Source organism: Rhizobium sp. BR 317 (genome assembly GCF_047445835.1).
Classification (GTDB): Bacteria; Pseudomonadota; Alphaproteobacteria; order Rhizobiales; family Rhizobiaceae; genus Rhizobium; species Rhizobium paranaense.
In genome coordinates this window covers 99166-118830 of record NZ_JARWLB010000012.1, presented here as the reverse complement: position 1 = coordinate 118830, position 19665 = coordinate 99166, and the positions used below count along the sequence as shown (strand labels likewise).

The window sequence follows — 19665 nt, the reverse complement described above, 5'->3', positions numbered from 1 at the left end:
TCCTCAGTGGATTTGATATACGGCAAGGACGGCTGGCTTTGCCGCCTGTATTGTCGGTTCGAACATCGACCAGGCAAGGGGGCAACTCATGAGGACAAGGGAGATCGAGCGGAAGTTTCTTGTCCGAAACGACATGTGGCGACGCAAAGTAGTGGCGGCAAGTGAATTGCGCCAAGGCTATCTTCTTTGCGACGCCGGCAAGTCGGTCCGCGTGCGCGTGGTGGACAATCGGACGGCTTTCCTGACCATCAAGTTCAAACGGCAGGGGATTGTCCGCGATGAGTTCGAATATGCCATCCCGATTCCCGAGGCGGAAGAATTGCTTGAACGCGCGGCCGGTGCAGTGATTGAGAAGTCCCGCTACCAAGTGCCCGTTGGCAAATTTGTCTGGGAAATCGATGTATTCCACGGCGCCCATTCCGGCTTGACGATCGCCGAGATCGAAATGCTCTGTGAGACCGATCGGCCCGTGCTGCCGCGTTGGCTCGGACCGGAGATCACGGGGGATCCAAAGTATTCCAACCAGACCCTGGCCATGACCATTCTGGATCCGCAGGCACAGCCTCGCCCCCTCGTTGCCAAGAGGGCCATCGTTCCAGAGGAGGCATCTGACTCTATTCGCCGACTACCGACCAGTTGTGGTCTGGATTGAACTCTTTGATGGATGCCGCAATCTCTGCAGTATTCTCACCGAGATCCCGTTCGTAAATCACGCTCTGGTCGCTGATCATGAACGTCTGCACGCCCGTTTCTCGATACTTCACCGGCCATGCGATGAGCGCAAAGCCGTCGGTCATGTGTCCGTTGACCACGTAGCTGTGCCGGCCGCCGAAAACGTTCGGGCCCTGGCTAGTCAGGATGCGATATCGGTAACCAAAATAGCCTTCGCCTTTCAGCGCCTTTCCGAATGCCGCATTTTCGATCAGATCACTGGCAGGGCTTTCGTCATCGTCCGTCTCGGCCACCCAGTAGAGCCCGTTCTTCTTTCCCTTGTCGCTGATCAGCACTTGCGCGTACTCGTAAACGCCGTCGCCGTTTCTATCCTTGCTGGCGTAAACGCGCTGCGCCTGCACATAGTCATGCATCGTCTGGATGGTTTGCAATTCATTTTCGCCGATGCGCCGGTTGAGGATTTCTTCCAGGCCCGCTTTCGTGTCAAACGCCCATTTGCCATCCTCTCGCTTGACCAGAGGGAACGGCAGCGGCCAAAGCTTGTCTCCGATCAAGACGATCTTGCGATCCCAGATATCCTGCATGGCGACCTGATTAGCCGCACCTTCCTTGATAAGGCCGAGGGCGGTCATGGCTTCTTCGCTCGCCTTCAGCTTGGCGCCATCAAGCCCCAGCAACTGCGCCAGACCGTCGACATCGTTGGAGGATAGCGCCGTTTTGAGGCGATCGACGGCCTCTGGCGGCTGATCGAACTCTGGCGACTTGCTGTGTGATGCAAAGCCCGCGAGCCTTTGCCGGTCCTGCGCCTCGCTGACATGCCAGCTTGATAAGACGGCGACCGAAGCCGCGAATATCAATGTGGGCAACTGCATTCTGGGCGTCGTTCTCATCGCCTGCCTCCCCGAAAAATATCGCGCCTATCTCCGACCTCTACCACCGCCGCCGCCTCTGCCGCCGCCCCTGCCGCCGCCGCCATGTGGCATCGGGCGCCGACCGCCTTGGTGCATTGATCTGGAGGGCGGCCGCTGTGCGCCCCCCATGCTTTGACGGCCACGCTGGGATGCCATCGCCTCCCGGCGGCCAGATGAGACGTTGCCAAGGGCCGAAGGCTGACGCCCTCTATTGTCGGGCCTGGAGGCCAATGCCTGCTTGCCTTGGCGAGCTCCGGCGGCCTGCCCGCCGCGATTTGCACCCGCCCCAGCCTTTGGCGATTTGGGATTGTTCCGGGCGACATTTGCCGGCCGATTGGCACCTTCCGTCGTCCTGGCCGTCGTCCTGGCTGCTGGCCTTTGTTGCAAGCCTTGCATCGTGTCTCTACGGACGTCAGCCGCACGGTTGACGCGCTCGGACGCGGGACCGCTTCGCTCCCGATTGATGCTCTCGGCTCGGTTACGCAAATTGTTGCCGCTGTCGGATTGGAGATTGTTTCTGATGGCAGACCTGTCCATTTTCGCAAGCTGGTCCTTGCCGATACTCAACTTGCTGCGGTCGACATTCTTCCAATCGACATCATTCCATTTAACCTTGCCGCTGAAATTTCGATTGTTGAAGCAGTTGTTGCAGTCGATATCGACATCGCCGCGCCAATTGCCGCCCCATACGCCCCAATTGTTCCAGTTGACGGCCGCAGCCCACGCAATGCCCGTGACGGCGGCCGCAAAAAAGGGTGCTCCCGGATAATAATAGTTGGGATAGGAATCCGAATAATAGGAGACGGGCTCAGAAGCGTAACCGGGTTGATAGAGCATCTCCGGCGCATACTGGGGAATGTAGATCTTCTCGGGATTTGTCGGCTGGATAACAACGTTGTCGTTTTCGTTGACGACGGTGATTTTGTCGTCGCTCTTGATAATGCCTTTCGCGACGGCTTCATCGCGCAACTGCTGGATGGCGACCAGAACGTCCTTTTGCTGGTTCGTCAGGGCATTTCCGAAGGCCTGTGTCCATTCCAGGTCATCGCTCATCATCTTGACGACTTCCGGATAGTTCAGCAGTGAAATAACGCTGCCGTCCCAGTCGCTTTTAGGCTTGAGGTCCGCATTCTTTTTTTTCGCTTCCAGGAAGCGGCTTGCCTCGACGATCTGGAGCGGAAAGAGCGACGCTGCCGAGATGGCTGCGACAAGGTCGTCGGGATAGAGTGCGATGCGGGCAACGAGAACTTCCAGCTCGTCGTCGGAAAGTAGCGCCGGCGCATCTGCCGCCGTTTGGGCTGCGGGCGCGCTGTTCGCCGATGTTTGTGAATAGGCGGGAAACTGCGCCTGGATCGCAAGAAGCGATACTGCTGACAAGCCGAAGACGAGCTCTCGAAGTTTCATCCCCATAGCGATCTCTCCCCCATAGCGATTGGTCTGATATGCCGTTTCGTCTTCTCGGCTGCCGCACTGCTTATTGCTTTTCGTTCCGAAGCTTTGTCTTAATCGGCGTTCCCGGCCGGACCAAAAAGCGGCGCGGGCTTTCCCCACCTAAGGCCCTTGCAACGCCCAACGGCCTGCAGATGCTTGCATTGCACTTGCCGCTGCTCCCATCGGCGTCGTGTTCGATCGCAACCATAATATTGCAGGCGATTGCATTAGTTATGTATAATACAAGAAGTTACGCCGCTGACCGGACGGACATCGGGGATTGCAGCTTGCTCTGCGCATCGGAAAGCGCCGCGCCGGGGAAGATTACCGTGCGGCAGGCGGGACTGTCAGAAGAGGGACATTCCTCGGAGGGTGATAAACTGTGGAGCCGCCGGCAGGTCCGCTATCTCGAATCTGATCGCGCGGTTTGGTAGCCAAAGGCTTACCTTCGCAGCGGTGATAGCCGTTGCGAGGTCCTATGTTTGCGTACGAAGCGTCCGTCAGCAGACTTTATCCCTCCCGTGGACCATGACGCGTGCGCTGCGGTGCGGCTTCGCTCGTTTCTCAACCAAACCGCTGCACAGGGAGAAACGATCCTCGATCAGCACCGGGAAGGAGCGCGAACGTGCCTTCAGAACCAGCGGTGCGCGCTTGCACTTCCTCCGATTCATCGGTCATGGCGGCCGGCGGCATCCAGTCGGATCTGATGCGCCACGGGGATGTTACACGATGCTACACGCGTTCGGGCGGCCTCCGCGTTAAAATCTCGTCCATCTGTCATAAACCTGTCACGAAGAGGGCGAGCCCTTGCCTGAGCTATGCCTTCATCGAGCAGTGATCAAGTGTTGGGACGTCGCTCAAGCGAACGCCCTTTGCGGACGGGAGCTTTAGGATGGCCGTGAGTTTTCATCTGCCCATATTGCGGGGCCTGGGCGGCTTTCGATCCGATTGGCTGCGTAGCGACATCCCCGCCGGTCTGTCGATTGCCGCGGTCGGATTGCCCAGCGCCATCGCCTATCCCGCCATTGCCGGACTTCCGCCGGAAACCGGAATTTATGCCAGTATTGTCGCTCCTATTGCATACGCCCTCTTCGGGCCGTCGCGATTATTGGTGGTCGGACCCGACGCCGCGACGATGACCGTGCTTGCCGCTGCCATGGGTGCGGTGGTCGCCGCCATGCCTGCCGGAACTCCGGTTGATCGAGTCGCCATTGCTGCCGCCCTCGCTTTGGGCGTCGGGTGTTTCTGTTTCGCCGCTCGGCTACTGCGCCTGGGCATTTTGGCGAACTTTCTCTCGCGGCCTATCCTCGTTGGTTTCTTCGCCGGCGTATCGCTTTCCATCCTGGTGGGCCAGATCAGCCGGTTTACGGGTGTCCGCATTGAATCGGATGGTCTCCTGGCGCCGGTTGCGGAAATCCTTCGCAAGAGCGCATCCATCCATTGGCCCTCATTGCTGTTCGGGCTGGCCATGTTTTGTCTGCTATGGGTCGCAAAGGCGATGCGTTCCCGTATACCGGGACCCGTGCTCGTCGTTGTCGTATCCTTCCTGCTATCCGCCATCTTCGATTTTCAGGGGCGCGGAATTGCCGTGATCGGCGACATTCCTCGCGGGCTTCCGTCGATTAGCTTGCCGCCGATCTCGCAATTGCCGCTCGACAAGATCGCCCTGGGATCGGCCGCTGTTTTCCTCGTCAGCTTTGGTGCAGGCATTGTCGCTGCCCGTAGTTTCGGAGCAAAGGCGGGCGAGGAGGTCGATGCCAATCAGGAATTGATCGGTCTGGGTGCTGCCAACATCGCGCCCGGCCTGTTTGGCGCATTCCCGATCAGCGTTTCGGATTCGAGAACGGCGATCAATTTTTCGGTGGGCGGCCGTTCGCAGGCATCCGGCCTGGTGTCTGCAGCGACGTTGATTGCGGCCCTGGTCTTCCTGCACAGCGCCTTGCGCATCCTGCCTATTCCCGCCCTTGCGGCAATACTTGCGACTGCTGCGATCGGCCTTATCGATGTTCATGAGCTGAAAAGAATATGGCAGATCAGCAGAATGGAATTCGTCTTCGCGCTGATCGCCATGTGGGGCGCCATTAGCTTCGGCGTTCTAAACGGCGTGGTCGTCGCCATCGTTGCGACGCTGATCTATCTCCTGCGCAAGACGATGTTTCCTCGCGATACGCTTCTCGGGCGCATTCCCGGCCGGGACGGCTTTTACGATATGCAGCGCTTTCCGGATGCCGCTGCCATCCAGGGCGTGGCGATATGCCTGATCCAGGGCAGCGTGCTGTTCTACAATGCCGATTACGTTCGCATAAGACTGCGCGACATCGCCAAAAGCCTCGCGCCGGACACACGCCGCTTCGTGCTCGACGCCAGCGCAATGGTCCACCTCGACAGCACGGGTGCTGCGGCGCTCGATGCGGTTCAGGAGGCTCTGCAGCAGCAAGGTATCGTCTTTTGCGTAGCGGAGCTGAACGCTGAGGCCAGGGCGCTGCTGGAGCGCGCGGGAGTCGCCGATCGTATCGGCGCGATGAGTTTCTTTGACGACAAAGAGGATGCAATCGGGTCGTTCCGTCTTCAGGAGGCGGAGCGCAAGGCAGTGCAAAACGAGACACCGCAATTCAGGGAGGGAAGTCATGAACAAGATGTATGACCCCAATCGTGACGGGGAGACAGATGGCGGCTCAAAGAAGAAAAAGCGGAACAAGGATTACGAAAAAGAGATCGCAAAGCTGCAGGTCGAACTTGCGCACCTGCAGGCTTGGGTCAAAAGCTCCGGCGCCCGCATCGTGATCATTTTCGAGGGCCGCGATGCGGCCGGCAAGGGTGGCATGATCAAGCGCATTACGGAACGCGTCAGTCCGCGTGTATTTCGCGTGGTTGCCCTGCCGGCACCCAACGACCGTGAAAAGTCGCAGATCTATATGCAGCGTTATATCGCTCATTTGCCCGCGGCAGGCGAGGTCGTGATCTTCGATCGCAGTTGGTACAACCGCCCCGGCGTCGATCGGGTCATGGGCTTCGCCACGGAAAAGAAGGCTAAGCGCTTCCTTGAGCTTGCTCCTCGTTTTGAGGCCGCCATTGTCGAGAGTGGCACAGTTCTGCTGAAATATTTCCTGACTGTCAGCGAAGCGGAGCAAGAGCGTCGCTTCAGACGTCGGATCGACGATCCGGTACGGCAATGGAAGTTAAGTCCGATGGACGTGGAGTCCTATCGTCGTTGGTGGGACTATACGCGGGCCTACGACGAAATGATCAGAATGACGGATACTCAGCACGCTCCCTGGTGGATCGTCCCTTCAGATGACAAGAAGCACGCCCGCATCAATTGCATCTCGCATATTCTGAAGTCGATTCCCTATGAGCGAGTGAAGTTCGATAAACCTGAATTGGGAAAGCGGCAGAAGCGACCCGGGGATTATGTTGAGGACGAGGGCGTCCGCAATATCGTTCCGGACCTTAACTGGTAGACCACAGAATGTGGCGGGAGCTTATGCCATGCAGTCAATCTCAGCTCCGCCCGCACAGGAATTAGCGGGAGATACCAACAGCGTCCGAACGAGCCCGAGCTCCGCCGACGCACGAATAGGCGAATTCATCCGGCTCGCTGTCGCCGGCCTTTTCGCCTATTGGTCCTTTACGATCGTCGCTCCCTTCATCTTGATCATCGCCTGGGCGGCTATACTGGCAGTCGCCCTTTTTCCCGTCTTTGAATTGTTGAGAAAGTTGCTTGGCCCTCGAGGCATTGCCGCGGCAGTTTTGATCGTGATTGCGTGCCTTGCGATCGTGATCGCGCCGCTGGCAACCATCCTGTTTGGCTTCGCCKACGGTACGCGCGCGCTTCTAACCGGCCTGAAGGAAGGGACGATCGCGTTGCCCTCAGCGCCGGAGAGCATAAAAGCGTGGCCCTATTTCGGAGAGCGCGCTTTTGAGCTTTGGAACTATGCCATAGCCAATTTTGCTGAGATGCTGAAGCAGTTCCAGGAGCCGATAAGAGCGGCCGCCGGCGTCATTCTGGAGAGAACAGCGGCTCTTGCAGGCGGCGTGCTCAGTTTCATTGCATCCCTGTTGCTTTGCGGCGTTTTCCTGGTCACTAGGCAGCAGTTGGTGTCGGCGGTGAACCTTGTCGTCACCCGGATCGCAGGCAATCGGGGAACCGATTTTGTTCGTCTGGCAAGCATAACGGTCCGCAATGTGTCTCGCGGCATCATCGGTATCGCATTGCTGCAGACGCTTCTGTGCGGGCTTCTCCTGTTTCTTTTCGACGTTCCTGCTCAGGGAGTGTTGAGCTTTGTCGTTTTCATACTCTGCATCATCCAGATCGGACCTGGCATCGTGCTGCTGCCCCTGGTCATTTGGGGCTGGTTCGCATGGCCATTCACGGACGCCTTATTGTTCATGCTCCTCGCAGTGCCGATCGCCCTTCTGGATAATATTCTAAAGCCGATTTTGATCTCGCGCGGCTTGTCCACCCCGATGCCTCTGATCTTGCTTGGCGTCATCGGTGGAACCCTGGCACACGGGTTGGTGGGCTTATTTCTCGGGCCGGTCGTCCTTGGTGTTTTCTATGATCTGTTTGTGGCCTGGACAAATCCCACAGTTCCCGCCGGTGAGAGTCCCGCAGTGACGTCGGCTTGAGAGGACGGATCGTGGCTGGTTATCGCCGCCTGCTGCCGAGCCATACTCATCGGCAGTGTCGATATGCTCTTCAAAGCAGCACTATGATTTCGGGCGCGCGGACGGTGCGCGCAAGATCACGATCTTCGAATTGCGGAGCGCATCACGAATTTCGCCAGTAAGAGCCTCGACGAGACCGGCATACTCCTGGCGCCGTACTTCCCGGACATTATCAGGCAGGTAGTCCACTCGCGTCAGTGTTTCGACGGCGGCTGCAAGGTCTTCGCACATGCTGCGGAAAGTCTCGTCGGCGCTAAAGAGCTGTTGCACGCGCGCGACTTCATCAGGGAAGCGCACTTCGACAATTTGGAGTGCGGACAAATGCGTTAAATTGTTCTTTCCCGATATCATTTTCCGCCCCGTACGTCACGGTCACGTTAAAGGAGATTGAGACATTATATTGCCACAACGTAAATTAGAGGCGTAATATACATGAACATACAAGGGCGATAAGACGACCGCTATGGTCGCGGAGGGGATACCATGCAAAGCGCTTGGGCAAGCGGCGGGGACGACGCGTCGTCTCCTGATATGTGGGAGATCAGAGAACAGCTACAGCGCATCCTTTCAAGCGAGGAGTTTTTGGCGCCGGAACGGGGCCGCAGGTTCTTGGAATACGTCGTCGAAGAGACGCTTGCCGGGCGCGCTGACTACCTCAAGGCCTATACGATCGCACAGGAGGTTTTTACCCGGGATGCATCGTTCGACGCGCAAAATGACCCGGTCGTCAGAATAGAAGCGGGCCGGATTCGACGAGGCCTCGAACGCTATTATTTGGTTGCCGGGCATGATGACCGGATCGTCATTACTATACCGAAAGGGGCCTATATCCCCTGTTTTCGGTACGCTGCTGCCGCGGAGATGCGGCCCGATCCGCCCGAGACGAAAGATGTCTCGGAGACCGAACCCGAAATCCAGAAGCCAATGATTGCGGCGGATCGCAGGGACGCACCGCCGCCGCCCGTGTGGCTGTGGTATGCGATCGGGGCGGCGATAGCCTTGGCGACGTTTGTTGCCGTTGTTCCGCCGCTCAGCGTCCTTTTCTTTTCATCGCGTGGCATTCAAAATATCACCCCGGTGGCGGCGGGAGTAACCGTTCCCAAAGTTCTCGTCGAACCTTTCGAAGAAATATCAAAAGGGGGCGGGTCCGCCGACGTTGCCCGTGGCCTCACGGAAGAGGTCATTGGCGAGCTTGCGAAGTTCAAGGAAATTGCCGTCATTGCAAAACAGCCGCCTTCGAGGCCCGACACGCGCGTGGAAGAGCCGCGCTTTGCGCTGCAGGGCGGCGTTCGCGTCGACGGAAACAAGCTTCGGCTAACGACCAGACTCGTCCGCCGTTCCGATGGATCGGTGATCTGGGCGAACAATTACGACAGGGACCTTCGAGTGCAGGATATGCTCGAGGTCGAAGCCGATGTTGCGCGGCGGGTTGCGACGGCTGTCGCCCAACCTTACGGCCTGATCTTCCAGGCCGACGTGCCGCGCCTGACCGAGTCTCCTCCCAATGACTGGGACGCTTATGCATGTACCCTGTCCTATTACAACTACCGAATCGAACTGAACCCGCAAAACCATGCGGAAGTGCAGGACTGTCTCAAGCGTACGACCGCGCGGCTTCCGAACTACGCCACCTCATGGGCATTGCTTTCTCTGACCTATCTGGACGAGGTCCGCTTCCAATATCGGCTGGACGTGCCGCAATCGGCTCAGCCGTTGACGCTGGCTCTTGAAACCGCAAAGCGCGCGGTTGAACTCGATCCCGAGAATGCACGGGCATTGCAGGCCTTGATGCTGGCGAACTTCTTCAATGGCGACGTCGACGCTGCACTGAAGGCGGGAGCCGCCGCCTATGCGATCAATCCCAACGACACGGAAGTTTCCGGAGAATATGGTTTCAGACTTGCCTTCTCCGGCAGATGGGAAACGGGCTGCGAACTGATGTCGAGTGCCATCAGCAGAAACCCCGGCCCGATCGGATATTATGAAGTGGGCATGGCAATGTGCGCCTACATTCGGGGCGACTACCAGGCGGCCGAACTATGGGCGCGCATGGCAGATCTCAAATATAACCCCATGCACCATCTTGTCCTGCTCGCGATTCTTGGTGCTCAGGGCAAAGTCGAGGAAGCCGGCCATGAACAGGAGTGGCTGAAATCGAATGCGCCCGCGTTGCTGGTCAACATCCGCAGGGAAGTCGCAAAGCGCCTGCAGCGGCCCTCGGATCAAGAGCTTTTTCTGACCAGTTTAAAAGCCGCCGGCGTCGCGATTACACCCTGAAGCGTGGCGTTTTGCCGACCCGAACAAAGAGCGGCCAATAGACGATACGTGATGCTACAGGCGTTTGAGGTCTGGCAGCGTTACTATCTCCTCCTTGACTACGGCTGGTCGGCTCCGTGATGCAGCCGAAAAGGAGGAACCGTGTTTCTCGACTATTTCGCACTTGGGGTGTTGTTTTTCGTAGTGATCACTTTGTTCTACGCAGTGATCGCGATTCATGACATCCCCCACCTGATTGCCAAGGCCCGTAATCATCCTCATCAAGACGCGATCCATGTTGCCGGATGGGTGAGCCTGTTCACCCTGCACGCCATCTGGCCGTTTCTATTTATCTGGGCAACGCTTTATCGGGAGGACCGCGGCTGGGGAATCCGGCCTGACGGCAAGCTTTCGCGCGAAGCGGAGGCAAACGCTGAAATCGCGCGTCTTCACGCCCGGATCGCCGAGCTCGAAGCGCTCCCGCTGGAGAAGGAGAAAATCTGATGGATCTGCTTCTCATACTCACTTATGCCGCGCTCTGCTGGACGATCTTCAAGATATTCCGGATCCCGGTGAACCAGTGGACACTGGCGACCGCCGTGCTTGGCGGCATCTTTCTGATCTCTGCCTTGCTCCTCATCATGAGCTACAATCATCCTTATTCCAGCGACGGACGGGTCTATTTCACCTCGGCACCTGTCATCCCGGTCGTCGGAGGCCAAGTCGTAGAAGTCCCGGTCACGCCAAACCAGCCGCTGAAGAAGGGCGACGTCCTCTTCCGGATCGATCCCAGACCCTATCAGTTTGTCGTCGATCAGAAGAAGGCAGCTTTGGCTGAGGCGAAGCAGACGGTTCTTCAATTGAAGGCTGCTCTCGATGCCGCCAACGCTGCGGTCACCGGGGCTGAGGCATCGCGCGACCGTTCCCTGCAGGCGTTCGAGAAATTCCAGCAGTCGAACGAAAACGCAAAATCCAGCGGCAGGGGCGCGGTCTATTCCGAACTCGAGGTCGAGAACCGGCGTGGGATCTATCTGACCGCGGAAGCGGCGGCCGATACGGCACGCGCTCAAGCAGCTCAGGCCAGGCTGGCCTATGAATCCGAAATCAATGGCACGAACCCAACCGTGGCCCGACTGACGGCGGAACTGGGCAATGCCGAATATGAGCTTGACCAGACGACGGTGCGCGCGCCGACCGACGGCTATGTAACCCAGGTCTTTCTCCGTCCGGGGATGATGGCCAATCCGCTGCCGCTGCGTCCTGTCATGGTCTTCATCAACAGCGAAGACCGCATGCTGGCGGCGGCATTCATTCAGAACTCGCTGCAACGCGTGCGCGTTGGCGATGAAGCGGAGGTCGCTTTCAAAGCGGTACCGGGCAAGATATTCAAAGCGCGCGTCCAAGAGGTCATCGACGTCATGGCTCAAGGCCAGCTTCAGCCGGGCGGCGCCTTGATAGATCCGCAGTCACCGGAGCGTGCCGCACCGGGACAAACGCTTGCCCGCATCCAATTGCTCGAGGATACCGACCAATATCAGTTGCCGGGCGGTGTTGTCGCGGAGGTGGCTGTCTATACCGAGCACTGGCATCACGTCGCCGTCCTCCGAAAGGTCCTTCTGCGCATGAGCAGTTGGATGAACTACGTCTTCCTGGAGCACTAGAGCTCGTCGCGATCTTTCAGATTCGCTCCCACGCTTTAGAGCTCCTTGCTTGTGCATGTCGTTTTCGCAAAACTGCCGCACACTTTTGCGCGACATGCACTAACGGCCCTCCCTGTGGCGATATCAAATTGCCATTCAAGAAAAAAAGCTGGCAATGACATTGTCATTGCCAGCAAAGCACTTGCCGAGACTAGGAGAACCCGGCAAGTCGGGAGGGTTTGTGGGACCAGTGGCGCGGTCAAGATCGACGTTATCCGCTCACCGCATTCAGGAGGCCGTGTCGAGAAATCACCCCAACCGGCCGTTCGCCATCCAGGACGGTGATTTCTCCATCATGCTCCTTGGCGATTTGCAGAAGCCTCGACAGCTTGTCCGTTGCAAGGACGGTTGGGCCGGATTCAAAAAGGTGCGTCACGTCGACAGGCTGCATCACCCTTCCAGCGGAAACCAGTTCGAGCCGGGAAATTCCCTTCACGAAGTCGGCGACGTAGTCGTCCGCTGGTTCCGTCACGATCTGCTCCGGCGTTCCCACCTGGACAAACCGTCCGTCCTTCATGATTGCGATGTGCGTTCCAAGCCGGATGGCCTCGTCCAGATCATGGGTGATGAATACGGTCGTCTTTTTGAGCACCTTCGACAGTTCGAGGAACTGCTCCTGGAGCTGGCGTCTGATCAATGGATCGAGGGCGGAGAAGGGCTCGTCCATCAGCAAGATCTCCGGATCGGCTGCCATCGCCCTTGCAAGACAGACGCGCTGCTTCATGCCGCCGGATAGCTCATCAGGGAAGCGGTCACCCCAGCCGTCCAAGCTCACCAGCTTGAGTTTTTCGATTGCGATCTTGTGGCGCTCGTTCCGGTTCATACCCCGCAGCTCCAAGCTGAGCGCCACGTTGTCGATCACCGTGCGGTGCGGAAGCAACGCCATGTTCTGGAAGACCATTCCCACGCTCTGAGAGCGCAGTTGCCGGAGCTGCGTCCCTTGCAGGGCGTTGACGTTCTGATTGGCGACATGGATCTCGCCTGCCGTCGGTTCGACAAGGCGATTGATATGCCGGACCAATGTGGACTTCCCGGAACCGGAAAGTCCCATGATACAGAAAATCTCACCCTTTCCGACGGAGAACGAAACATCAGCCACGCCGACGACGCAGCCAAACCGCTCCAAGATTTCCTTCTTGCCCAGTCCATGGTCGTTAACGGCTTTGTGCGCGTCCTTCGATTTCTCGCCGAAAATTTTCCAAACGTTCCTGCATTCGACTGTCTCATCCATGAGCGCATTCCTCAATTCTTGATGGCCGACGACTGCGGCACTTCGGCAGGGGCGTGTGAGCTTCCCATGAAAGACCGGACGAGGCCGACTGGCCCGCGTGTGAGCCATTCACCCCGCTTGGTTGGTTTTGCGAGCGCTTGTGTCAAACGATCCAGCACGATCGCGAGGGCGACAATGCCGAGGCCACCGACGGTCGCTATGCCGATATCGAGACGCCCAATGCCCCGCAGCACCATCTGGCCGAGGCCGCCGATGGCAATCATCGAAGCGATGACGACCATTGAAAGCGACGTCTCGATCGGGCAAGGCAACTGATAAAAGCCACCAACAAACCCATTGTCGACATCGCAGTGGCATGCGGCTTTGTCTCGGCCACTCACTTTTCGAAATGCTATCGTCTTCTGTATGGGTGCAGCCCGCAGCAAACAAGGTTGGACTGTATGAAGACAGTTGGGGTTCGGAAGAAGAAGCGACATACCGCATTCCAACAGACGCMGCATTCGGCACTTTTGCGGGTCTGCGACCCCCAACGACGGTGGCCGGACCAAGAAATTGCCGCTTCCAGTGACGTAACGCGCGTTACTGGCTGCCGTCATAGGCTGAGTTTCTGAGTGCGATGGGGTCGCCTATCGCACTCAGGGCGAGTTTCATCGTGGTGCGCTGAGGATCTCCCCCTCTTGGCGGCTACGTCGTCCCTCCTCGACGAGCCAGTCACGCACCCGTCTTGCCTGGGTATTGAGTTCTCTCGAGCGCGGCCAGACGACGTGGAAGGCCAGGTTGGTGTGCAGGACATGCCCGCCCACGGGAACCAGCGCTTTCGATCGGATCTGCTCCTCGATAAGATGCTGCCAACCGAGGGCCACGCCTTCGCCTGCCAGAACGGCCTGTATGACGAGCACATAATMGTTGATCGCCAGCCGCCGCGGTTGAGCGGAATATCGGACCCCCGCGCTTGCGAACCACTCAGACCAATCGTAGGCGGCTCTCACAGGTTCTTCCAAATGGATGAGGGGTAACGTCACGAGGTCTTCGGGCCGCTCGGGAAGACCGCGCCGTTCGACAAAGCCGGCGCTTGCGACGGGAAAAACAACTTCCGGCGCGAGCATGGCGGAATGATAGCGCGGCCAGCTTGCCGGATCGCCGCCACGAACGCCAAGCGGGATCGGTTCCTCGTCTAGATCGAGGTCACGCACGCTGGTCTGGATGCGCAGATCGATGTCTGGAAGGTCGGCACGGAGACGGGCCAAACGCGGCAACATCCACATGGAACCGAATGCGGTCGAGGCCGCCAGCGTGACGTTGGCTTCTCGGCCTTTCGTTCTGATGTCCTCCGCCGACTTCTGGATGCGCGAAAGGCCGACGGTGACATCCGCATGGAAACGCTCGCCGACATCCGTCAATTCGACGCTGCGATGCTCACGATGAAAAAGGGGTATGCCAAGCTGATCTTCGAGTTTCCGCACGGCAAAGGAGACGGCAGCCTGGGTCATCCCGAGTTCTTCGGCGGCCCGGCTAAAATTTTGGTGCCGTCCGGCTGCCTCGAAAATTATGAGACTGGATGCGGACGGCAAAAGTCTTCTGAAGGTTTGCATAAACAGAGCTTATACAAAAGCCAAGTTTTTTCTAGCGTTACAAAGCCTCAAAGTCGTTTAGCCTCTATTCGGATTATGGAGGCGGAAATGACTGAGGCAACTGAAGAGAGCACTGGCAGACGTGGACGAAGTGGGCGATCCGCTCGACGCGATGGCATGGGGAAGGTTCACGTTCCCTACATCATTCGCAACATTCCGACCTATGACATTCTCTCCGAAGAGAACCTGCAAAAGATCGAACGCACCGCGGACCGCATTCTGGCAGAAATCGGAATAGAGTTTCGCGACGATCCGGTTGCCGTCGAACACTGGAAGAAGGCTGGGGCCAAGGTGGACGGTGTGCGCGTTCGCTTCGAACCGGGAATGCTTCGTGAGATTGTCTCGTCTGCCCCGAGCGTCTTCACCCAGCACGCCCGCAATCCGGCGAACAGTGTGCAGATCGGGGGAGGCAATGTGGTCTTCTCGCCAGCCTATGGTTCGCCCTTCGTCATGGACCAGGACAAAGGCCGTCGGTACGGCACCATCGAAGACTTTCGCAATTTCATCAAGCTCGCTCAGGCGAGCCCGTGGCTGCATCATTCCGGCGGTACGATCTGCGAGCCGGTCGATGTACCGGTGAACAAACGTCATCTCGATATGGTCTACAGCCACATCAAATATTCCGACCGCGCATTTATGGGCTCGGTGACGGCGGAGGACCGCGCAGAGGATTCGATCGAGATGACGCGCATCCTTTTCGGTGCGGACTTTGTCGACAAAAACTGCGTCATCCTCGGCAACGTCAATGTAAACTCTCCCCTTGTCTGGGATGGCACCATGACGAGGTCGCTGCGCGCCTACGCCCGCGCCAATCAGGCTGCAGTMATCGTGCCGTTCATTCTGGGGGGTGCCATGGGGCCGGTCACGAACGCCGGGGCTATCGCCCAATCCTATGCGGAAACGCTCGCCGGCTGCGCTCTGACCCAGCTCGAACGCAAGGGGGCGCCGGTTATTTTCGGCAACTTCCTGTCTTCGATGTCACTACGGTCGGGATCGCCCACCTTCGGCACGCCCGAGCCCGCCATTGGCTCGATGGTCATCGGGCAGCTCGCACGGCGGCTGAAGCTGCCTTTGCGGTGTGCAGGCAATTTCTCCAACTCCAAGCTTCCCGACGGTCAGGCCATGCAGGAGGGGCTGATGTCCATGCTGTCGGCCATTCATTGCGGTGCGAACTTCATCCTGCATTCCGCCGGCTTCCTCGATGGTCTTCTGTCCATGTCCTACGAGAAATTCGTGATGGATGCGGACCTCTGCGGAGCGCTCCATTCCTATCTTGGCGGCGTCACGGTAGACGACAACACGCTGGCCTACGACGCGTTCGAAGAAGTGGGGCCAGGCAGCCATTTCCTCGGCTCCGCCCATACGATGCGAAACTACCAGACCGCATTCTGGCAAACGACGCTGTCGGACAACGAGCCTTTCGAGAAGTGGAGCGAGGAGGGCGGATCGACTGACATTGCGACCCGCGCCAATCGCCAGTGGAAGAGCACGCTCGCAGACTACGAAGCCCCACCTCTCGACATCGCCCTTGATGAGGCGCTCTGTGAGTTCGTCGCCAAACGCAAGTCGTCGATGGCCGATGGCTGGTACTGAGGGGCAACCGAGGCAGCCGATCCGCTGCCCTGCTGCCGTGCCAGAACGTCGAGCGTGTCGTGCAATGTGCCTGCTCAGTTCAAGTTGCGGCCATCGCGAACCATGGCCCGTAACTGATCGAGATCCCGATGCAATGTCTCGGCGAGATCGCTGAGGTCGGCGTCCAGGCTAGTTTTCGTGGCATGAGCTAGCGCGAACTCACCCGAGCGTATGACGTCGCGCCAGCGGGGCTGAAGTGGCAGGGTTTCGAGCAGCAGATATTTCTCGAGTGTTCGGGCCTGCAGCGAAGAGCGGTCGAGGTTCACGCGCCAGATTCCACTGCGCTCGGCGAAGTCGATCTTGCCTTTGCCTGTCATCCGTTTCCAGAGCTCCAGGCTCTGTTTCATGACATCGATGATGGTCGAGCGAAATGCGCGCTGGTGCTTCKGCTCACCTTGCGGTTCGAGGGACAGAGCATCGGCGTGCTCAGGCTCCGGCACCAAAACGGTCAGGTTGGCGCCGGCGCTGTCGATTGCTCCCAATACGTGGTGAACCACGCGGTCTCTGCGGAGCATATCGCTCGCCGAAACCGGTTGAATGACGAGCGCAAGTCCGCCGCCGGTTCCGATATCGAACTCGAAGACGCTGAGCGTGAATGCATCGCCGCCAAGGCGAACGCTCGGCTGGAAAAATTCTCCCTCCCGTTTCACGGCCTGATACATGGCTTCAGCAAGCTCGGTCCCCGTCAACGATGAAAGCGCTGTTTCGTTTGCGATGATCGGCATGTCAAACATGCCGAGGGCAGCCTGGTTTGCGTAGATGATCCGGTGCTGGTGATCGGTGCAGAGAATTGCCACCTCGAAAATCTCAAGAAGTCTGGCCATACGCTGCTGCGACAGCCGAAGCGCGTCCTCGACTTCAACCCTTCGCTCGATCTCGGCCTTAAGCGAGCTGTTTTCGCGGATCTGGCTGCGTGCGCGTGCGGCCTCCAGCAGCGTCGCCACCCTGGCCAAAAGCTCGTCCTTGACGAAGGGTTTGACGACATAATCATTCGCGCCATGTTCGAAGCCGGCGATCACGTCGCGCGTGCGGCTGCGCGCTGTTACCATGATGATCGGCACATCGAGCAAGTCGTAGCGCTCGCGGATGGCCTTGGCGACTTCCAGCCCGCTCATCCCGGGCATCATCACATCGAGCACGACGAGATCGGGCTTCACGCGATTGATGAAGGCCAGCGCATCCGCACCGCTTTCCGTCGCGCGCACGACATAGCCGACCGGCTGCAGGACATTGCGCAGCACCTGGATGTTGATCGGCTCATCATCGACCACAAGGATCAGCGGCGCGCCGGGAGCCATCGGTGCATCGGCGGCAATCTGGCTGCGGGCGATCATGTCGACMGTTTCGTGCAGCCGCTTCTGATCGAGTTCCTCGCCGAAATAATCGATATAGGACGGCTCGACCGTTGCGGCCGGCAGCACGAGCGTGAAGCGTGATCCTTCGCCCAGCACTGAATGAGCGGTGAGCTTGCCATTGAGGAAGGTAGCGAGCTGGCGGGCGATGGTCAGCCCGAGGCCAGTGCCGGCCGGTCCTCGTGTGCCATCCCCGAAGCCCGCCTGCTCCAGAGGCTGGAAAATGCGTTCGAGGCTATCGCTGGCAATGCCGACGCCCGTATCCTCGACGCTGATCGCCACATTCTTGCCGGCCGGCGTGGCAACGACCCGGATCGTGCTCTGGCCGGCATATTTGATAGCGTTTCCAAGGAGATTGTAGAGGATCTGCTCGAAACGCACGGGGTCAGCCATCACGAAGGGAATATCTTCGGGGATATCGACCTCAAGGGCCACCGGCTCGCCGCGTAGCAGCGGTTCGCACATTTTCAGCACATTGCTGACGCTGGTTGCGATATGCACCGGGTGGATGTCGAGCCGCATGCGGCCCTGGCGGATGCGGTAGAGATCAAGCAGATCGTCCACCAGACGCGAAAGCCGTCGGGCGCTGAAGCTGATGAGCTGAAGCTGGTTGCGCTGGGTTGCCGTCAATTCACCGGCCACACCCGCCACCAGGGTTTCGGAAATGCCGATAATGCCGTTCAAGGGCGTGCGCAATTCATGCGACGTGTTGGCGACGAAGGCGTCCTTCATCCGGTCCGCCTCTTCGAGGGCCTTGTTCTTCTCCTCGATCAAGCCGACATGCGTTTCCAGTTCGGCGTTTTTCTGATTGATGAGGTTGAGCTGCTCGCGGACGGCGTCGCGCATGCGCGTGAAACTCGCCGTCAGCCGGCCGAGTTCGGACGGGTTTTTGATCGTGGGCATGGCATGATCGAGATCGCCGTCGGCGATCGCGCCTGCCGCATCGGTCAGGCGCTGCACGGGCCGGGTCATCGTGCCGGAGAGATAAAAGACCAGGGTGACGAGCACAGGCAGCAGAACCAGGGCCAGCGTGATGACGATCTGCCGGAGGGAATTGCTGTTGGCGAAGGCGACAGATTCCGGCACTTCGGCAACCAAGCTCCAGGGAACGCCGCCAAAATGCAAGTGGACATTTGCCGCAAGCGCCGGAACGTCGCCAAGCCCGTCCTCAACGAGCGCCGTGCCGGAGGGCGTGCTGTCACCGATCGCCGCGGGATTGCTACKCGCACCCGGCTGATGACCCGCCGGCGCAGAGATGTAGAAACCATCGGAATTGAGGAGATAGAGACTGCTGGTTTCCCCCTGCTGCGACTGAACGATCCGGTTGAGCCCCTTGGTGCCCATGCGGAAGATGACCATGCCACGCACTTTGTTGTAGAAGGCAACGCGAACGGCGACGTAGGCGCCGAATTTGCCGGTGACCGGATCGGTGGTGAAATCGCCCACCAGCATGGTCTGCTCCTGTGGCGCGTCGGCCATGGCGCGCGCCAGGCGGGAGAGGGGCGTCGGGGCAACCAGCGTCTTTAGGTCCATACCAAGATAACGGTCCTTCTCGACCGAATAGACGACGCGCTGCTCCGGCGTAATCAGGTACAGATTTTCGAATTCGGACGTCGTGACGAAGCTGACGAAATCATCGTGGAACTGCTGATGAGCGTTGGCATATTCGAGCGCCGAACGCAGCATGGCGTCATTGTCCTTCGGCAGCGCCGCGCCGCCACCATCGCTGTCGATCCCGAACATCTGGCGCAGGATGGCGGTTGCCCGTTCGGGCGACGGATCGATCTGGCGAAACGCGTAGGCAAAACCATAGAAATCACCGATCGAATAGCGCACGGCATTCGACTGGCTGAGGCTTTCAGCCTGCCTTGTGGCAAAGGTTAGATATTGTTCGATTTCGCTGCGCTTGGCGTCGCGAACGAAGGCGAGCTTGGCAAAAGTCTCCACCGTGACGCTGCGATTGAGGATGTAGAAGAAGGCGGAGGCGGTGGCCAGCAACGGCAGCAGGCTGATCGCCAGGAGGATGAGCAGAAGACGGCCCCGAAATCCGGACGGCGACAGCGCTCTCAGCATCGGCAGTATTCCCGCATCATGTCTGGCATGCCTCCTCCCGCTTTCCCCATGGCGGATAATTCCGGCCAATCTATACAATTGCGGAAAAAGGGGAGTCGGTTTTTTCGA

15 protein-coding genes and 1 pseudogene are annotated in these 19665 nt (G+C 58.7%); 9 read left to right on the top strand and 7 right to left on the bottom strand.

What is annotated here, in order from left to right; translation table 11 throughout:
- The first annotated feature begins 88 nt into the window (after positions 1 to 88).
- Positions 89 to 652, top strand: coding sequence for a CYTH domain-containing protein (locus QD357_RS19725; protein WP_183938763.1), 564 nt, complete (start codon positions 89 to 91; stop codon positions 650 to 652).
- Here the strand turns inward: QD357_RS19725 and QD357_RS19720 are convergent.
- Entirely contained in the window at positions 615 to 1562 is a 948-nt protein-coding gene (locus QD357_RS19720) for a DUF2950 domain-containing protein (RefSeq protein WP_183938764.1), read from the bottom strand. The two genes, QD357_RS19725 and QD357_RS19720, sit on opposite strands and share 38 nt — an antisense overlap.
- Positions 1563 to 1589: 27 nt before the next feature.
- Complete coding sequence (locus QD357_RS19715) at positions 1590 to 2987, bottom strand: DUF3300 domain-containing protein (RefSeq protein ID WP_414124886.1); 1398 nt, start codon at positions 2985 to 2987, stop codon at positions 1590 to 1592.
- Between the two features lie 919 nt (positions 2988 to 3906).
- On the opposite strand from QD357_RS19715, the gene QD357_RS19710 reads away from it, so the two are divergent.
- Genes QD357_RS19710 through QD357_RS19700 form a run of 3 tightly spaced genes read left to right on the top strand, consistent with a single transcriptional unit; the run spans position 3907 to position 7643 of the window.
- On the top strand, positions 3907 to 5658 hold the full coding sequence (locus QD357_RS19710; protein WP_183938765.1) for a SulP family inorganic anion transporter: 1752 nt from the start codon (positions 3907 to 3909) through the stop codon (positions 5656 to 5658).
- On the top strand, positions 5642 to 6475 hold the full coding sequence (gene ppk2 / locus QD357_RS19705; RefSeq protein ID WP_183938766.1) for a polyphosphate kinase 2: 834 nt from the start codon (positions 5642 to 5644) through the stop codon (positions 6473 to 6475). The genes QD357_RS19710 and ppk2 overlap by 17 nt, the downstream gene beginning before the upstream one ends.
- A gap of 28 nt (positions 6476 to 6503) precedes the next feature.
- Complete coding sequence (locus tag QD357_RS19700; RefSeq protein WP_414124843.1) at positions 6504 to 7643, top strand: AI-2E family transporter; 1140 nt, start codon at positions 6504 to 6506, stop codon at positions 7641 to 7643.
- Between the two features lie 81 nt (positions 7644 to 7724).
- Here QD357_RS19700 and QD357_RS19695 read toward each other — a convergent pair whose 3' ends face one another.
- Complete coding sequence (locus QD357_RS19695; RefSeq protein WP_183938768.1) at positions 7725 to 8033, bottom strand: hypothetical protein; 309 nt, start codon at positions 8031 to 8033, stop codon at positions 7725 to 7727.
- A gap of 132 nt (positions 8034 to 8165) precedes the next feature.
- On the opposite strand from QD357_RS19695, the gene QD357_RS19690 reads away from it, so the two are divergent.
- From QD357_RS19690 to QD357_RS19680, 3 genes are all read left to right on the top strand, one after another.
- On the top strand, positions 8166 to 9959 hold the full coding sequence (locus tag QD357_RS19690) for a tetratricopeptide repeat protein (RefSeq protein WP_183938769.1): 1794 nt from the start codon (positions 8166 to 8168) through the stop codon (positions 9957 to 9959).
- A 141-nt stretch (positions 9960 to 10100) separates the two neighbouring features.
- Complete coding sequence (locus tag QD357_RS19685) at positions 10101 to 10442, top strand: DUF3302 domain-containing protein (protein ID WP_183938770.1); 342 nt, start codon at positions 10101 to 10103, stop codon at positions 10440 to 10442.
- The gene (locus tag QD357_RS19680) at positions 10442 to 11599 is read left to right on the top strand and encodes an HlyD family secretion protein (RefSeq protein ID WP_414124842.1); all 1158 of its coding nucleotides are present in this window, start codon (positions 10442 to 10444) and stop codon (positions 11597 to 11599) included. Before QD357_RS19685 ends, QD357_RS19680 begins: the two co-directional genes overlap by 1 nt.
- Positions 11600 to 11849: 250 nt before the next feature.
- Here the strand turns inward: QD357_RS19680 and QD357_RS19675 are convergent, their stop codons facing one another.
- The gene (locus tag QD357_RS19675; RefSeq protein ID WP_414124841.1) at positions 11850 to 12869 is read right to left on the bottom strand and encodes a quaternary amine ABC transporter ATP-binding protein; all 1020 of its coding nucleotides are present in this window, start codon (positions 12867 to 12869) and stop codon (positions 11850 to 11852) included.
- An 11-nt stretch (positions 12870 to 12880) separates the two neighbouring features.
- Positions 12881 to 13150, bottom strand: a complete 270-nt coding sequence (locus QD357_RS19670; protein ID WP_414124840.1) for a hypothetical protein — start codon at positions 13148 to 13150, stop codon at positions 12881 to 12883.
- A gap of 9 nt (positions 13151 to 13159) precedes the next feature.
- Here QD357_RS19670 and QD357_RS19665 point away from each other — a divergent pair.
- Positions 13160 to 13480 (top strand): annotated as a pseudogene (locus tag QD357_RS19665) (helix-turn-helix domain-containing protein); the annotation flags it as partial.
- 36 nt (positions 13481 to 13516) lie between these two features.
- Here the strand turns inward: QD357_RS19665 and QD357_RS19660 are convergent.
- Positions 13517 to 14461, bottom strand: coding sequence for a LysR substrate-binding domain-containing protein (locus QD357_RS19660; protein ID WP_414124839.1), 945 nt, complete (start codon positions 14459 to 14461; stop codon positions 13517 to 13519).
- A gap of 87 nt (positions 14462 to 14548) precedes the next feature.
- Between QD357_RS19660 and QD357_RS19655 the strand changes: the two genes are divergently transcribed.
- On the top strand, positions 14549 to 16093 hold the full coding sequence (locus QD357_RS19655; protein WP_414124838.1) for a trimethylamine methyltransferase family protein: 1545 nt from the start codon (positions 14549 to 14551) through the stop codon (positions 16091 to 16093).
- A gap of 74 nt (positions 16094 to 16167) precedes the next feature.
- Here the strand turns inward: QD357_RS19655 and QD357_RS19650 are convergent, their stop codons facing one another.
- A complete protein-coding gene (locus QD357_RS19650; RefSeq protein WP_414124837.1) occupies positions 16168 to 19557 on the bottom strand; it encodes a response regulator in 3390 nt (1129 codons plus the stop codon).
- Positions 19558 to 19665 lie beyond the last annotated feature (108 nt).

Bases quoted from the DNA above. Each gene is read 5' to 3' on its own strand.
- QD357_RS19725 (WP_183938763.1), top strand. From the start codon at position 89: ATGAGGACAAGGGAGATCGAGCGGAAGTTTCTTGTCCGAAACGACATG.
- QD357_RS19720 (WP_183938764.1), bottom strand. From the start codon at position 1,562: ATGAGAACGACGCCCAGAATGCAGTTGCCCACATTGATATTCGCGGCT.
- QD357_RS19715 (WP_414124886.1), bottom strand. From the start codon at position 2,987: ATGAAACTTCGAGAGCTCGTCTTCGGCTTGTCAGCAGTATCGCTTCTT.
- QD357_RS19710 (WP_183938765.1), top strand. From the start codon at position 3,907: ATGGCCGTGAGTTTTCATCTGCCCATATTGCGGGGCCTGGGCGGCTTT.
- ppk2 (WP_183938766.1), top strand. From the start codon at position 5,642: ATGAACAAGATGTATGACCCCAATCGTGACGGGGAGACAGATGGCGGC.
- QD357_RS19695 (WP_183938768.1), bottom strand. From the start codon at position 8,033: ATGATATCGGGAAAGAACAATTTAACGCATTTGTCCGCACTCCAAATT.
- QD357_RS19690 (WP_183938769.1), top strand. From the start codon at position 8,166: ATGCAAAGCGCTTGGGCAAGCGGCGGGGACGACGCGTCGTCTCCTGAT.
- QD357_RS19680 (WP_414124842.1), top strand. From the start codon at position 10,442: ATGGATCTGCTTCTCATACTCACTTATGCCGCGCTCTGCTGGACGATC.
- QD357_RS19675 (WP_414124841.1), bottom strand. From the start codon at position 12,869: ATGGATGAGACAGTCGAATGCAGGAACGTTTGGAAAATTTTCGGCGAG.
- QD357_RS19670 (WP_414124840.1), bottom strand. From the start codon at position 13,150: ATGGTCGTCATCGCTTCGATGATTGCCATCGGCGGCCTCGGCCAGATG.